Below are 16283 nucleotides of genomic sequence, written 5' to 3'. Positions count from 1 at the left end.
TTATCCGTAATTTCGCCTTGATTTACGCGAATAAAAAAGAGCATCATACTTTTTCAAGTATTGATGCTCTTTTTCTCAACTAATCAACCGTACTAAGACGGCAGATAGTGTTTATTTTACAATCGTTAAGCTTGGACGGCCTTTCGATTTTGTCGGCGCAGCATCTTGATTTGCTTCGGCTTGAGGGGTGGTTTGTGGCTTAACCTCAGGCTCTGGATCAACGCTACTTAAAGACGACAATTGTTGCTCTTCTGCCGCTTGTGCTTTTTCGACTTCAAGTTCGTAACCATCTTCTGGTTCAAACATGGTTCCGGCACCATTTTCACGGGCATAGATAGCTTGCACCGCATACATAGGTACAATCACCGAATGAGGACGACCGCTGAAACGAGCACTAAAAGTGATCGCTTCATTGCTCATTTCTAAATTGCCCACCGCACGCGGCGCAACATTTAAAATGATTTGACCATCTTCAACAAATTCTAACGGAACACGCACACCAACCATAGTGGCATCAACCACTAGATGTGGCGTTAACTCGTTATCAGAAAGCCATTCGTAAAAAGCACGAACTAAATATGGACGTCTTGGCGTCATCTTATCCATATCCATGACTATCGAACCAATCGCATTTCTCGTTCTGCTTCTGTTAGAGAAGCCAAGAATGAATCGCGTTCAAATACACGGCTCATGTAAATTTTCAGCTCTTTTGAACCAGGGCCTGATAATTCGATACCGAATACAGGTAAGCGCCACAATAATGGAGCTAGGTAGCAATCAATTAAGCTAAACTCTTCACTCATGAAGTATTCGTATTCAGCAAACACAGGGCCAAGAGTCAGTAGGTCATTACGTAATTTATTACGTGCAGCTTCTGCTTCTTCCGCAGTGCCATTAATGATTTTTTCTACTTGAGAATACCAATTACGTTCAATACGGTACATCATCAAACGACTGTTACCACGAGCAACTGGGTAAACAGGCATCAATGGTGGATGAGGAAAACGCTCATCAAGATATTCCATGATGATTTTTGAGTTGTACAAAGCAAGTTCACGGTCAACCAAAGTTGGTACTGACTTATAAGGATTCAGTTCGATTAACTCAGCAGGAAGGTTATCTTCTTCTACTAATTCAACTTCAACACTCACGCCTTTTTCAGCAAGAACAATACGTACCTGATGGCTATACATATCTGAAGCACTTGAAAATAGAGTCATCACAGAACGTTTATTGGCAGCTACAGCCATTGAGAAGCCCTCCAGCAGGTAAATACCAATCAAAGTAATTGGTAATAAAATAAAAAGGAATGGAGGCCGACGCCTCCATTACACAAAAATTAGCATCCGATTTTAGCACAATTGTGACTGGTCGGGTGAATTTTTATTCCGCGTACAATTTACAATATCCAATGGGGTTAGCTTAAGTACTTTGCTCAACCGCATCGGAACACTCGTTAATGTACTCTGCTAATTAATGCACATCACGCCAGTACTCTTTCTTCAGTAATATGACAATAATAGTAAACAAGGCTAAAAAGGCCATAACCCACCAACCCAGTGCGTGACGCTCCAATTTAACCGGATCGCCCGAGTACTCTAAAAAGTTCACTAAATCGCGTACCGTTTGATCGTACTCTTTCGTTGTCAATTCGCCCATTTTATCCACTCGGGTAGACTCAACCACTTTATGCTCTTTACCATCAACGGTATGGGTCGCATAAACCGGCTCAGGGATCCCTTGCAAGCCTTCTAACACATGCGGCATCCCGACATTAGGGAAGGTGATATTATTCACCCCAAATGGACGATTAGGATCAGCGTAAAACGAGCGTAAATAAGTATATAACCAATCAACACCACGCACTCGCGCCACTAAAGTGAGATCCGGTGGCGGCGCACCAAACCATTTAGCAGCCGCATCTTCTGGGATCGAATTGGTCATCAGATCGCCAATTTTTGCATTAGGATCAAACATGAGGTTTTCCTTCATTAAATCTTCAGGAATACCTAAATCTGTCGCCACGCGTTGATAACGCTGGTACTGAGTCGAGTGACAACCCGAACAGTAACTCATAAAGGTTTGCGCACCACGTTGCAACGAAGCTTGATCGGTTAAGTCATTATTGGCTTTATCAAGATGAACATTGCCACCCGCTGCCATTACCGATAATGGTAACAAGGCAGATAAAATTAGAGCAAAAGCCCCTACAATCCACTTTTTCATTTGAATGTCACCCTTTCTGGTAATGGTTTGGTTGCTTCATTTTTACTGTAAACAAACAATAAAATGAAGAACATGAAATAACCTAAACTGGTTATCTGCGCCAATAGTGTATATAGAGCAGTCGCCGGTAAGGTTCCCAGAATTCCAAGTGCCACAAAACAAATAGTGAACTGAATAATATTGATCAGATGCCATTTACTACGGTAACGGAACGAGCGTACTTTACAACGATCAAACCATGGCAGTAAGAATAAGAACAATATTGATGCCCCCATCGCGGCCACACCTAATAGCTTATCGGGTACCGCACGCAAAATGGCGTAGAACGGAGTGAAGTACCACACTGGTGCAATATGCTCTGGTGTTTTCAATGGATTCGCTGCTTCAAAGTTAGGTGGTTCAAGGAAATAACCGCCCATCTCTGGGTTAAAGAACAACACATAACTAAAGAAGATAAAGAAGCCGGCGATACCCACCATATCTTTTACCGTGCCATACGGATGGAACGGGATCGAATCTCTAATATTATATTTAGAGGTGTATTGTTTATGGAATTTGAACTGGGTGGTGTGATCACCTTTATCATCCGGACCTTTTGGTATTTTAGTATCAATACCATCAGGGTTATTCGAACCCACTTCATGCAATGCAAGAACGTGTAACACCACCAATAACAACAACACAATCGGCAGTGCAATAACATGCAGAGCAAAGAAACGGTTTAGGGTTGCACCAGAGATAACATAATCACCACGGATCCAAAGAGTAAGATCATCACCAATCACAGGGATCGCCCCAAATAGCGAGATGATAACCTGCGCGCCCCAGTAAGACATTTGCCCCCAAGGTAGTAAGTAGCCCATAAAAGCTTCGGCCATTAAGACCAAGAAGATCAACATACCGAAGATCCACAATAACTCACGCGGTTTTTGGTATGAACCATAAATAAGGCCACGGAACATGTGCAGATAAACCACAACAAAGAATGCTGACGCACCAGTGGAGTGCATGTAGCGCAGTAACCAACCGTATTCAACATCACGCATGATGTATTCAACCGAGGCGAACGCTCCCTCGCCAGAAGGTACGTAGTTCATGGTGAGCCAGATCCCAGTTAAGATCTGATTAACCAACACCAGCATCGCCAGAGAACCAAAAATGTACCAAAAGTTGAAGTTCTTCGGCATAGGGTATTCAGATAAATGCTTTTTATACGCATCCATCACAGGTAGACGTTTTTCTACCCAATCTAATAAACCTTGCATTAAGCGTCTCCTTTCTGGTTGCCAGCATCAACCGCTTCACCAATAATGATGCGAGTATCAGTCAGGTATCCATGCTCTGGCACCACTAAATTTAGTGGTGCTGGAACGCCTTGGAATACCCGTCCGGCCAAATCAAATTTTGAGCCATGACATGGGCAAAAGAAACCAGATGAAACGCCTTGGACTTGTTCACTGAAAGAGTCAGGTAAATAAGTGGGTGAACAACCAAGGTGAGTACAGATCCCAACAGCAACAAAATATTCAGGTTTAATGGAGCGATAAGCGTTATGCGCATATTCAGGTTGCTGTTCTTGTTCCGAACTTGGATCGCGCAGTTTATCGTTAAGTGAATTCAATTCATCTAACGTTGCTTTAGAACGGCGCACTACCCATACAGGTTTGCCTCGCCATTCTACTCTAACGAGTTGTCCTTCTTCTAGTTTGCCGATATCCACTTCGACAGGGGCACCAGCAGCTTTTGCTCTTTCACTTGGGTTCCAAGATTTAATAAAAGGCACCGCTACTGCCACCGCTCCAATCCCACCAACAACTGCTGTTGTGGCAGTCAAAAAGCGCCGACGGCCATTATTAATAGGCGCATTGCTCATCCAACATTCTCCCACTTAAACTGTATTCATTTAATAAATACAAAAGAAATACCAAATCCCTAGTATTCTTAATATTTCTATAATTAAAGTAATTAACATGCATTTTTTTTATTTTGTATACGTCAATGCATGCACTATCTTGCTAAATGATAAAGAAATAGCGACTTATAGACAAGAGTAAGCTACTTTTTCGTAACATTTATGAAGCATATTTGTTTGTGAACTCACAAAAGCGTGATTAAGCTGGAATAAGAAAGCAAAAATGGGAGGGAAAGCAAAGAGAACAAGCCAGAAAACTTAAGGCCGTTATAAGAAGAATAATACCAATTCCATTTAATATTTTCTCAATTTGAATACGTCGAAAAGACGCTGTTCCGTCCTTGGTCGCTTGAGAAAAGGAGATATTACAGGCACAAAAAAGCCCGACCGAAGCCGAGCTTTTGAAACCACACACCAGAAAACTGGTGACGTTGATTTTGCAATACAGAGAAAACTCTGTAGAGAAAATTAACGCTTAGAGAATTGTGGTTTACGACGTGCTTTACGAAGACCAACTTTCTTACGTTCAACGCAACGTGCGTCGCGAGTAACGTAGCCAGCTGCGCGTAGTGCAGGACGTAGAGTTTCATCGTATTCCATTAGAGCACGTGTGATACCGTGACGGATCGCACCAGCTTGACCAGAAATACCACCACCTTTAACAGTGATGTATAGGTCAAGTTTCTCAACCATATCAACTAGTTCAAGAGGTTGTTTAACAACCATACGTGAAGTTGGACGACCGAAGTAGGTGTCTAGATCACGTTTGTTGATTACGATGTTGCCGCTGCCTGGTTTAATGAAAACACGAGCAGCTGAGCTTTTGCGACGGCCAGTGCCGTAGTATTGATTCTCTGCCATTTCGATAATCCTCGATTAGATGTCTAGTACTTGTGGTTGTTGAGCAACATGGTTGTGCTCAGCGCCAGCGTAAACTTTTAGCTTACGGTACATAGCACGGCCAAGAGGACCACGTGGTAGCATACCTTTAACAGCTAGTTCAATTGCCATTTCTGGTTTGTGATCAATCAACTTTTCAAAAGAGATTGATTTTAGACCACCAGGGAACTCAGTGTGACGGTAATAGATTTTACCCTTCGCTTTGTTACCTGTAACAGCTACTTTCTCAGCGTTTACAACGATGATGTAATCACCAGTATCAACGTGAGGAGTGTACTCAGCTTTATGTTTGCCACGTAGGCGAGATGCAATTTCACTTGCTAGACGGCCAAGAGTTTTACCTTCAGCGTCTACAACATACCAGTCACGTTTTACAGTTTCTGGTTTAGCAACGAAAGTTTTCATGCTAATAAATACCCGTTTAATTAAAATTCATAGTTTAAGGAACAAGTTTAACTCTTATAAAAGAGAAGCTTATTCCCACTGTCTAAGAGTCCCATTCATCACCCCTTCGAGTCGTTGGTGCTCTCGGCATAGCGCTGCTCTTTTTTAAAAAAGAGGAACAATTACGCCTGCAGTAACGGTGGGTCGCAAGATTATAGAGAAGTGTGAGCTAAAAAGCATCTATTTTCTCCAAAAAAGGTTTTTTTTTTAACTTCGCAGTAAAAAAACCTTAAAAGGGCCACTTTCTAGTGCTCAAGGCTGTATTTATTCTGTTTTTGCGTATATTCACATCCACAGATCTCCCCAATCAGGCTAACAATGGATAAGGCCCAAGCGTTAAATTTAGGACAAATGCTCATTTGCAAGATAATCGACGCTCTGCATCTCAACCAGACGAGATTGACAGCGGCGGAATTCAAATTCTAACTGACCTTGTAAATATAAATCTTCAAGCTTAACTTCAGCAGAAATAATCAAGGTAACATTGCGATCATAAAACTCATCCACCATCGCGATAAAGCGCCGAGCTGCATCATCATTGTTGCGACTCATTTGCTTAACCCCTGCTACTAATACAGTGTGATACAGACGAGAGATTTCAATATAATCTGATTGGCTACGCGCGCTTTCACACAATTGCTCAAAGCTAATCAATAACACGCCATCACACACACCCATCACCTCAATATTGCGATGATTAACCTCGATACTTTGCACTTGCTGACATTCATCTCGACTTAACTGCAAATAATAATGATTCAGGTTATGCGCCGCTTGGTTATCTAGCGGGTAATGATAGATCTCAGCTTGTTGTAAGGTTCTTAAACGGTAATCGACCCCACTATCTACATTCACTTCTATACAGTTTTTTTCAATCAACTCAATCGCGGGTAAGAAGCGCGCTCGTTGCAAACCATTACGATATAAATCTTTGGGCGGAATATTCGACGTGGCCACCAAAACCATATTACGAGCGAATAATGCTTGAAATAGCGTACCTAAAATCATCGCATCGGTAATATCGGACACGAAAAACTCATCAAAACAAATAATATCGGCTTCTTGTTTTAATCGATCGGCAACCACTTCTAATGGATCGCTAGTGTTTTGCAAACTGCCGAGTTCGTCATGCACACGTAACATAAAGCGGTGAAAATGCATGCGTGACTTTTTAGAGTGTGGCAGCGCATCAAAAAACAAATCCATTAAATAGGTTTTGCCGCGCCCAACGCCACCCCAAAAATATAAACCTTGCGGTGGCAATACCTTAGGCGCTTGACCTAAGATTTTTGCAAAAAAGTTGGGCTTTTTAACTGGGCTCGATACATACTCTAGTAACTGGTGATATAAAACATCCAGTTTGTCGACGGCAAATTGCTGAGCGGAGTCGTGTTGATAGCCACAATGCTCAAGATCGTATTGGTATTTTTGTTTTGGCGTCATTATATTCATTCAACCACTAGCTTGTTATCCATGACTAATTCGTTATTCTCAACCAATTAGCTATTCAACGACTATTGCGAATCAACCGCTCGAATGTCTAAGATCATGTTGGCGGTTTTTAGGGGCAGCTTTTGCTTTATCAAGCTGAAATGTCATAGTACCATGTAATCACAACATGCATAACAAGCTTGTAACAAACATGTTAAAAAACAACAATAAGGAACTTGTATGGATTTTCTTTACGCTGCAATAGGCTTACTGGCAGGTCTTATCATCGGCATTATTATTGCCCGCCTAATGACACCTGAATACAAAAAACATAAGCAATTACAAAAAGAGCTAGAGGCCGCTAAATTCGAATTAGAGCAGCATCGCCAAGAGCTATCCGATCACTTCTCTAGTGCGGCTGACATGCTCGATACACTAGGCAAAAGCTACACTAAGCTTTATCAACACATGGCGCAAACCTCAACCGACTTGCTGCCCAATGTGCCACAACAAGACAGTCCATTTATTTCTCAATCAACGGAAGAAACAAGTGACACTAAAGCTGATGAAATCAGTGATGTGCAACCAAAAGACTATGCTAATGGCGCAACCGGTGTGTTGAAAGAGCAGAAAAAAGCGGTACTACAATCGCCACACTTAGAAAAGGCATCCTAATTGACTAAAAGTTGAAAAGATAAAGTAACCGCCTTAGTACCAATAAAATGGGCCGTTGATTAATCTAAGCGATTCATCCCCTTACCCACACAGTAGAAAAGAGAAGTTTCTCCGTAAACTTCTCTTTTCTTTGTTTTCAATCCAATGTTATTCTTTAACTCTATATTGCCTGTTTTTGTTCTTTCCAAATCTCTGATACCCGAGGGCTACATGCTAAAATTTTTGCTGCGACCTATTCTTATTGGCCTAGCAACTGCCATCATTTTATTATTAGCGGTTCCCTCACTGCGTCCAAATCTACCTAATTTATTCAATAAACAACCTGACGTTGAAACCATTGATGCGGTTAATGTCTCTTTTAGCCATGCGGTGCACCGCGCCGGTCCTGCGGTAGCGAATATTTATAGCCGCCAATATGTCCAAGGCGATCACTTAAAATTAAAAACCCAAGGTCTAGGGTCTGGCGTTATTGTCAGTGACAAAGGCTATATTATTACCAATTACCATGTGGTGGCGAAAGCTGATCAAATCGTGGTTGCGCTGCAAGATGGCCGAGTCTCCAATGCCCAATTGGTTGGTTTAGATAAACAAACCGATATAGCCGTGCTGAAAGTGGATATGACTAACCTTCCAGTTATCCCACAAAATCCAAACTATAAAGCTAAGATTGGCGATATTGTGCTGGCAATTGGTAACCCGTATAACCTTGGTCAAACCACCACATTTGGGATTATTTCAGCCATTGGTCGCTCGTCGGTCAGCACCGATGGTCGCCAAGCCTTTATTCAGACCGATGCTGCAATTAACAAAGGCAATTCTGGTGGAGCGCTTGTGAATACTCGTGGTGAATTAGTGGGCATTAATACCGCCTCTTTCCAACAAGCCACCGATCTAGAGACCTATGGTATTTCCTTTGCCATCCCTTACGCCTTAGCCAATAAAATTATGACCAAAATTATTGCCGATGGCCGTGTGATCCGTGGTTATATTGGTATCGATGGTCAAGATATGAATGCCGTCGCGGCACGCTTACTTGGGGTAGAACATACGAACGGTATTATCGTACTGAAAGTGTCCCCTTCAGGTCCCGCCGCAGATGCCGGTTTAAAAGAAAAAGATATCATCGTCAGTATTAATAATAAGAAAGTGGTCAATAGCCAAAGCCTGATGGAACTGATAACCGAACTGCGCCCAGGTACTCATATTGAATTAGATATATTACGAGATGGTAAACCACTTAAATTACCGTTAACGGTCGGTGAAGATCCTAGAGATTAATGTAACTCTTTCCCTGCCTCCATCACACTCATGGTGGAGCCTCCTTATAAACAGATTTAGCAGGCATTTAGATGACATGGATTGCATTTACCGTTTTCGCCGCTTTTATGCAATCTTGGCGCAACGCTTTTCAAAGCCGGTTATCTTCTGAAGTCAAAACCTTAGGCGTTACCCTCGCCCGCTTTTTATGGGCAAGTCCTATCGCTGCCATTTATTTAAGCTCGCTTTATCTTTATCAACCGGCAGCATTACCCGAATTTAACCCGATCTTTCTCAGCTATATTATTGCCGCATCATTAATGCAGATCCTAGCAACTGCCTTAATGGTATTACTGTTTAAGCAAAATAATTACGCTATTGGTGCCGGGCTGGCCAAAAGTGAAGCTTTAGCCGCCGCCATTTTAGGGGTCGCCTTTTTTGGTACCAGTTTAACGTTATTAGGATGGACAGGGGTGTTTATTGGTGGGGTTGGCATTTTTCTATTGAGTACCAGCAGCGGTATAAAGAGCCTGTCGATAAAAACCGTTTTACTTGGCCTTGCTTGTGGTTGTGCGTTTGCATTAACCTCACTATGGGTAAGAGAAGCCAGTTTGGCGCTGCATTTGCCGTTTCCCTATGACGCCGCATGGGTGTTGTTTTTGGTGATAAGCTTGCAAACCATCATCTTGCTTATCTATATCGGTTCTACTGATCCGAGTACGCTTAACGCATTGTGGCAACGCCCGAAACTGACACTACTCACCAGTATTGCCAGTTGCTTAGGTTCGATTGGGTGGTTTAGCGCAATGTCTTTACAGGCGGTTCCTTATGTCAAAACCTTGGGACAAGTCGAGATATTTTTCACCATGCTGATTTCATTTTTATGGCTAAAACAAAAGGTCGCCATTAAAGATGGCGTCGGATTAACTTTAGTCGCTGTCGCCGCGATTTTAGTGATGTGGAGCTAATAACAAGCTCAATAGAATGGGGTTAAAATAATAAATGTTGCGGTGAGAACACCGCAACATCAAATCAAATCAAATCAAATCAAATCAAATCAAATCAAATCAAATCAAATCAAATCAAATCAAATCAAATCAAATCAAAATATTATTGCATCACCACATTAGCAATCATGGCTGATAAAATACTGACTAATGTTGCGCCGTACAATAAACGTAAACCAAACTTAGCCACCATATTGCCTTTCTCTTCATTCACACCTTTTACCGCACCAGCAAACTAGCAAAAAATGCCATGCCGCATACCACAATTAAACCAAACAAAAAGTGTAAATAAGCCATGAGTTCAACCTTAATGAGAGAATACTCTCTCTGTTAGCAATGAATTTGGCTGCATATTGTCCTATTGGGCAATATAGTTTCGTCATCAAGATCTCCTGTTGCTCTAGTTACAAACATTACTTACATTGAAAAACGCTAACTTGAGAACGCAAACGAATACATCTTTATACAACTCAGTTAACAAGCATAAAAAAACCAGCAACAAATGCTGGTTTTTAAAATACTCGATAATGAAAGTGAAATATTACTCTTCACTGCCTTTATCATTATTCTCGACTTCAATCCGAGTAACACGTTGTAATCCACGTGGCAGTTTCGCCCCACGACGACCCCGTTCTCCGCGGAAATTATCCAAATCAATCGGTTTCAAACCTAGTTTACGTTTACCCGCATACAAGGTTACCGTCACGCCATAAGGGATCGAGATAAGCTGAGTGACAAACTCTTCACGCGCCTTGGCTTTGGCCGAAGGAATATTGATGATCTTATTGCCTTTACCTTTACCCAATTGCGGTAAATCTTTAATTGGGAATAATAACATTCGACCTTCATTGGTGATCACTAAGATCTCATCTTGCTCAAGGTTGGAAACCTGACTCGGTGGTAATACTTCAGCCGCTTGAGGTAGATTAATCAAGGCTTTACCGCTACGGTTTTTCGACAGTAAATCCCCGCCTTTACACACAAAACCATAACCGGCATCCGAGGCAACTAACCACAGTTGCTCTTCTTCACCCATGATCACTTGGCTAACACTGGTGCCCGCATTTATATTTAAACGCCCAGTAATAGGTTCACCTTGGCTGCGCGCCGAAGGCAATGAATGCGATTCGAGCGAATAACTGCGCCCATCGGTTCCTAGGAATACCGCCGGTTGATTACTCTTACCATGCGCTTGGGCTAAATAGCCATCGCCAGATTTGTAGTTTAACGTTGAAGCATCAACATCGTGCCCTTTGGCATGACGGATCCAACCTTTCTCCGACAACACTACCGTGATCGGCTCACTTGGGATCAAATCACGCTCGGTTAATGCTTTAGCTTCGGCGCGTTCAATCAATGGAGAGCGACGATCATCTCCGTATTTTTCAGCATCGGCTTGAATCTCTTTTTTGATCAAGGTATTTAAACGACGATCAGAGCCCAGCAATAACTCAAGTTTTTGACGTTCTTTTTCAAGCTCATCTTGCTCGCCGCGTAATTTCATTTCTTCTAACTTAGCAAGATTACGTAAACGAGTATCTAAAATCGCATTAGCTTGAATTTCACTAATGCCAAAGCGCGCCATTAATACTTCTTTAGGCTCATCTTCACGACGAATGATTTCAATCACTTCATCGAGATTAAGATACGCAACCAACAAACCTTCTAAGATATGCAAGCGATCTAAGATTTTATCTAAACGGTATTGCAAACGACGACGCACCGTCATACGACGAAAATCAATCCACTCTTGCAAGATCTTAATCAAGCCTTTGACTTCAGGGCGATTATCGGTACCAATCATATTAAGATTGACGCGGAAGTTCTTCTCAAGATCGGTCGAAGCAAACAAGTGGTTCATCAACTGATCGCAATCAACGCGATTAGAACGCGGCACGATCACAATACGAGTTGGGTTTTCGTGATCCGATTCATCGCGTAAATCGTCCACCATTGGCAGCTTTTTAGCGCGCATTTGGTTGGCAATTTGTTCTAGTAATTTCGCGCCTGAGACTTGATGAGGCAGTGAAGTAATCACAATATCACTGGCTTCTTTGTGCCACACCGCGCGCATTTTAATGCTGCCACGACCGGTGCGATACATTTTTTCGATATCACTTGGCGGCGAAATAATTTCCGCTTCAGTTGGGTAATCAGGACCTTTTACAAACTCCATGACTTCGGATAATTCTGCTTTAGGATTATCGAGTAAATGTACCGTTGCGCCAGCTATTTCACGTACGTTATGCGGCGGAATATCGGTTGCCATCCCCACCGCAATACCGGTAATACCATTAAGCAAAATATGAGGAAGGCGCGCCGGTAACATTTTTGGCTCTTTCATAGTGCCATCAAAGTTTGGCGACCATTCCACCGTGCCTTGGCCTAATTCACCTAATAATACTTCGGCAAATTTAGACAGTTTTGCTTCGGTATAACGCATCGCTGCAAATGATTTAGGATCATCTGGCGCACCCCAGTTTCCTTGACCATCCACTAATGGGTAACGGTAAGAGAAAGGTTGCGCCATTAACACCATCGCTTCGTAACAAGCGGAGTCACCATGTGGATGGTATTTACCTAATACATCACCGACAGTACGAGCCGATTTTTTGTATTTTGAGGCAGCCGATAAACCTAACTCAGACATCGCATAAATAATACGACGTTGCACCGGTTTTAAACCATCCCCGACATACGGCAGGGCACGATCCATGATCACGTACATTGAATAGTTTAAGTACGCATCTTCGGTGAATTTACGTAACGTTAACTGTTCAACGCCGTCAAATGTGATTTCAGAACTCATTAATTAACCTTGTTTATTCTAACCGCTTATTTATTCTAGCGACTTATCTGTTTTAGCGAGTTATCTATTCTAAAAGCTGTTTTTTTGAAAAGCTTAAAGCTCAACGTCAGCTTTATCGCCATACGCTTGCAACCAAGCACGGCGGTCTTCAGCGCGTTTTTTACCTAATAACATGTCCATCATTTCCATCGTTTGTTGATCATCATCGATGGTCAGTTGCACTAAGCGACGAGTATTAGGATCCATAGTGGTTTCACGCAATTGAAGTGGGTTCATTTCGCCCAGTCCTTTAAATCGTTGCACGTTAATTTTTGCTTTTTTGCTGCTTAAGCGATCTAAGATGCCATCTTTTTCACTTTCATCCAGTGCGTAAAAGACTTCTTTACCGCAATCAATACGAAACAGTGGCGGCATCGCTACATAGACATGGCCTGCGCGGACTAAAGATTCAAAATGACGCATAAACAATGCACACAATAAGGTGGCAATATGCAGACCATCAGAGTCGGCATCGGCAAGGATACAAATTTTACCGTAGCGTAAACCATCAAGATTATCGGTATCCGGATCAATGCCAAGAGCTATCGAAATATTATGCACTTCATCGGAAGCCAACACTTGATCGGAAGAGACTTCCCAAGTGTTTAGAATCTTACCACGCAAAGGCATGATAGCTTGGAACTCTCGATCACGCGCTTGCTTAGCAGAGCCGCCTGCCGAGTCCCCTTCCACTAAGAAAAGTTCGGTGCGGCTAAGATCTTGCACCGTACAATCGGTTAATTTCCCTGGTAGCGCGGGGCCGGATGCTATTTTCTTACGCACTACTTTTTTGCTGGCTCGCATGCGGCGGTGAGCACTGGCAATACAAGCTTCAGCTAATAATTCAGCAATTTGTGGTTTTTCATTGAGCCACAAACTAAAGGCATCTTTAACCACGCCAGACACAAAAGCGGCGCATTGACGAGACGATAAACGTTCTTTGGTTTGCCCTGCAAATTGTGGGTCTTGCATCTTAACCGACAGTACATAAGCACAACGGTCAAACACATCATCACCGGTTAGCTTAACGCCACGCGGCAATAAATTACGGAATTCACAAAACTCACGCATCGCATCCAGCAAACCTTGGCGTAAACCATTAACGTGCGTTCCGCCTTGCGCGGTTGGGATCAAGTTAACGTAACTTTCAGTGATCAGTTCGCCACCTTCTGGCAGCCAAATGATCGCCCAATCCGCCGCTTCCGTTTGGGCGCTAAATACACCAGTAAATGGTTGTTCAGGCAGTAGGGTATACCCCTTAACCCCTTCCATAAGATAATCTTTTAGACCATCTTCATAATGCCATTGATGCGTTTTATCATTCACTTTATCGATAAATTCGACATCAAGTCCTGGACATAATACCGCTTTGGCGCGCAGATTATTGATTAAGCGACTGACCGAAAATTTGCCCGAATCAAAGTAAGAGGCGTCTGGCCAAAAATGAACGCTGGTGCCGGTATTACGACGACCACAAGTTCCGGTGACTTCAAGCTCTGACACTTTATTGCCATGCTCGAACGCAATCTCATACACTTGACCATCGCGCTTAATCGTGACTTCAACGCATTTTGATAAGGCGTTAACCACCGAAATACCCACCCCGTGCAAACCGCCAGAGAATTGATAGTTCTTATTAGAAAATTTACCACCCGCATGCAGCTTACAAAAAATCAGCTCAACACCCGAGATTTTCTCTTCTGGGTGAATATCCACTGGCATGCCGCGACCATCATCCATCACTTCAATAGATTGATCGGGGTGTAAAATCACTTGAACTTTAGAAGCATGACCCGCTAAGGCTTCATCGACACTGTTATCGATCACTTCTTGCGCTAAATGGTTTGGGCGTACGGTATCAGTGTACATTCCAGGGCGGCGGCGTACCGGCTCAAGCCCATTAAGTACTTCTATCGCACCTGCATTATATTGTTCAGTCATAATAAAAAAGCATTACTCTAGATAAATAGTGGCAATTCAACATTGCGGAATGGTTAGCTTACAACGAGTTCAATCAGAAGACTACACTCGTCTTACTGGCGGAGGCTCTTACCAAGGTAACTTAAAGCTGTAAGAATTTGATTATTTGCTCAGGGTAGCGTTCAAAATCAACAAAACTGTGATCGCCTCCCTCTTCAACGGTAACTTTACTGCTAACGTATTTAGTGACTGCTTGCTGGTAATCTAACACTTCATCTTGGGTTTGCAGTAACACCCAAAAATCTTGCGCTGATGATAACACCTCAATCTCTAAGGCTTTCAATTCTTGAATATGCTTTGCTTCCAACACATAGTTTTGTTGGGTGTAAGGGTTCACTTGCGGCCCTAAAAATCCGCTCAACAATTCATAAGGACGCACTGCAGGGTTGACCACAACCGCGCGAAAACCGTAGTGATGGTTTAACCACGTCGATAAATATCCACCCAGTGAACTACCCACTAAACCTATTTGATATTCGCTTGAATATTGCTGTACCAAATTTGATAGGTATTCTGCCGCTTGGGCTGGAAAATTAGGTAACTGTGGGATCACAAGCTTGATATCAGGTCGATGCTGCTGACAGTAGCTTTGCATGATATTGGCTTTTAAGGACAGAGGGGAACTATTAAAACCATGGAGATACAAAAGCATGGAAGGTTTAGACACGGACAACTCCTCGAAATAGATACTAGTCAAACTTGAATATATAATCCGCGTTTATTCTAGCTGATAAATTCGAGCTCAATACCCTTCTGCATCAAAGTCTGGTAGGAAATCGGTTCCGGATAGACGGTAAACTTGAGTTTCAATATCACCATTAGGCAGTAATGAAAGCGACCGCCAACCTGGTGCGATTTTATCCACCGCAAACTCATTAGAATTGGGTTTAAATTGCACACAACTAGAAGGACTGGTGATCACTTCCATTCCATTGTGCTGCTGATGAAAATCTTGATGGACATGGCCACACAACACTGCTTTAGCATTAGAATGTGGCGCGACGACTTGCCAAAACTGCTCGCTATTATGCAAACAATGTTTATCTAGCCATTCACTGCCCACCAATTTTGGGTGATGGTGCATTAAAATTAAGCTATAACGTTGTGGGTATTCGGCCAGTTTTTGCGCCAGATACTCTAATTGCTGCGCTGATAATTCGCCATAAGGACACCCTTCTACTTGGCTGTCGAGCAGAATGACTTGCCAATGCTCACCTGCAAGAAGATGGGTTGCTTGTTTAATTTGCGCCGAAGGATAGATGCTGCTCATGCTAGGCTTATAGTCATGATTACCAGGCAACCAATAGCAATCTTTATTCAGCGGTTGGATGCCTTGCTCAAAACGTTGATAGGATCCATCACTATGATCTTGCGACACATCCCCTGTCATTAACAAAGCTTGACAAGCAATGTCTTGAGTTTGAATGTCTTGCACGATTGCAGTAAAGCTATCGAATGTATTCACCCCTAACAACGCGCCTTTTTCATCAGAAAAAAGATGGGTGTCAGTGATTTGTACAAAGGTCACTACATCTTGCGTAGTGCTGATAGTTTCAATGTTATTCAATGCGTTAAACTCTTATATAGTCTGTCTTAACTTGCT

The 16283-nt window shown here is 42.6% G+C and carries 15 protein-coding genes; 3 read left to right on the top strand and 12 right to left on the bottom strand.

The annotated features are described in order from the left end of the window. Positions 1 to 111: 111 nt before the first annotated feature. The 8 genes from sspB to zapE form a co-directional block, all read right to left on the bottom strand. The gene (sspB, locus tag GFB47_RS01895) at positions 112 to 612 is read right to left on the bottom strand and encodes a ClpXP protease specificity-enhancing factor (RefSeq protein WP_153446126.1); all 501 of its coding nucleotides are present in this window, start codon (positions 610 to 612) and stop codon (positions 112 to 114) included. 2 nt (positions 613 to 614) lie between these two features. Continuing rightward, positions 615 to 1250, bottom strand: coding sequence for a stringent starvation protein SspA (gene sspA, locus GFB47_RS01890; protein ID WP_153446124.1), 636 nt, complete (start codon positions 1248 to 1250; stop codon positions 615 to 617). A gap of 223 nt (positions 1251 to 1473) precedes the next feature. After that, positions 1474 to 2226 (bottom strand): cytochrome c1, encoded by a 753-nt coding sequence (locus GFB47_RS01885; protein WP_153446123.1) that lies wholly within the window; start codon positions 2224 to 2226, stop codon positions 1474 to 1476. Beyond that, on the bottom strand, positions 2223 to 3491 hold the full coding sequence (locus GFB47_RS01880; protein ID WP_153446121.1) for a cytochrome b: 1269 nt from the start codon (positions 3489 to 3491) through the stop codon (positions 2223 to 2225). The genes GFB47_RS01885 and GFB47_RS01880 overlap by 4 nt, the downstream gene beginning before the upstream one ends. Next, entirely contained in the window at positions 3491 to 4099 is a 609-nt protein-coding gene (gene petA / locus GFB47_RS01875; RefSeq protein WP_153446119.1) for a ubiquinol-cytochrome c reductase iron-sulfur subunit, read from the bottom strand. Before petA ends, GFB47_RS01880 begins: the two co-directional genes overlap by 1 nt. A 507-nt stretch (positions 4100 to 4606) precedes the next feature. Beyond that, positions 4607 to 4999, bottom strand: coding sequence for a 30S ribosomal protein S9 (gene rpsI / locus GFB47_RS01870; RefSeq protein ID WP_089122251.1), 393 nt, complete (start codon positions 4997 to 4999; stop codon positions 4607 to 4609). A 15-nt stretch (positions 5000 to 5014) separates the two neighbouring features. Further along, positions 5015 to 5443: a 50S ribosomal protein L13 gene (rplM, locus tag GFB47_RS01865; protein WP_153446117.1), complete on the bottom strand. Its 429-nt coding sequence runs from the start codon at positions 5441 to 5443 to the stop codon at positions 5015 to 5017. Positions 5444 to 5824: 381 nt separating this feature from the next. Beyond that, a complete protein-coding gene (zapE, locus tag GFB47_RS01860) occupies positions 5825 to 6925 on the bottom strand; it encodes a cell division protein ZapE (RefSeq protein ID WP_153446115.1) in 1101 nt (366 codons plus the stop codon). 228 nt (positions 6926 to 7153) lie between these two features. Between zapE and zapG the strand changes: the two genes are divergently transcribed. The 3 genes from zapG to GFB47_RS01845 all read left to right on the top strand — a co-directional run bounded on the left by zapG (position 7154) and on the right by GFB47_RS01845 (position 9813). Then, positions 7154 to 7588 carry a Z-ring associated protein ZapG gene (zapG, locus tag GFB47_RS01855; protein ID WP_153446113.1) on the top strand — a complete coding sequence of 145 codons (435 nt, stop codon included), beginning with the start codon at positions 7154 to 7156 and terminating at the stop codon, positions 7586 to 7588. A gap of 210 nt (positions 7589 to 7798) precedes the next feature. Next, positions 7799 to 8866 carry an outer membrane-stress sensor serine endopeptidase DegS gene (gene degS, locus GFB47_RS01850; RefSeq protein WP_153446112.1) on the top strand — a complete coding sequence of 356 codons (1068 nt, stop codon included), beginning with the start codon at positions 7799 to 7801 and terminating at the stop codon, positions 8864 to 8866. A gap of 71 nt (positions 8867 to 8937) precedes the next feature. Next, positions 8938 to 9813, top strand: a complete 876-nt coding sequence (locus GFB47_RS01845) for a DMT family transporter (RefSeq protein WP_153446110.1) — start codon at positions 8938 to 8940, stop codon at positions 9811 to 9813. A gap of 580 nt (positions 9814 to 10393) precedes the next feature. Here GFB47_RS01845 and parC read toward each other — a convergent pair. The 4 genes from parC to cpdA all read right to left on the bottom strand — a co-directional run bounded on the left by parC (position 10394) and on the right by cpdA (position 16238). Next, the gene (parC, locus tag GFB47_RS01835) at positions 10394 to 12661 is read right to left on the bottom strand and encodes a DNA topoisomerase IV subunit A (protein WP_153446108.1); all 2268 of its coding nucleotides are present in this window, start codon (positions 12659 to 12661) and stop codon (positions 10394 to 10396) included. 93 nt (positions 12662 to 12754) lie between these two features. Beyond that, positions 12755 to 14641, bottom strand: coding sequence for a DNA topoisomerase IV subunit B (gene parE / locus GFB47_RS01830; RefSeq protein ID WP_153446106.1), 1887 nt, complete (start codon positions 14639 to 14641; stop codon positions 12755 to 12757). 121 nt (positions 14642 to 14762) lie between these two features. Then, positions 14763 to 15332, bottom strand: coding sequence for an esterase YqiA (gene yqiA, locus GFB47_RS01825; RefSeq protein ID WP_153448107.1), 570 nt, complete (start codon positions 15330 to 15332; stop codon positions 14763 to 14765). A 90-nt stretch (positions 15333 to 15422) separates the two neighbouring features. Further along, the gene (cpdA, locus tag GFB47_RS01820; RefSeq protein ID WP_153448106.1) at positions 15423 to 16238 is read right to left on the bottom strand and encodes a 3',5'-cyclic-AMP phosphodiesterase; all 816 of its coding nucleotides are present in this window, start codon (positions 16236 to 16238) and stop codon (positions 15423 to 15425) included. Positions 16239 to 16283: the final 45 nt, after the last annotated feature.

It is taken from the genome of Vibrio algicola (assembly GCF_009601765.2).
GTDB lineage: Bacteria > Pseudomonadota > Gammaproteobacteria > Enterobacterales > Vibrionaceae > Vibrio > Vibrio algicola.
This window is presented reverse-complemented; position numbering and strand designations above follow the sequence as displayed.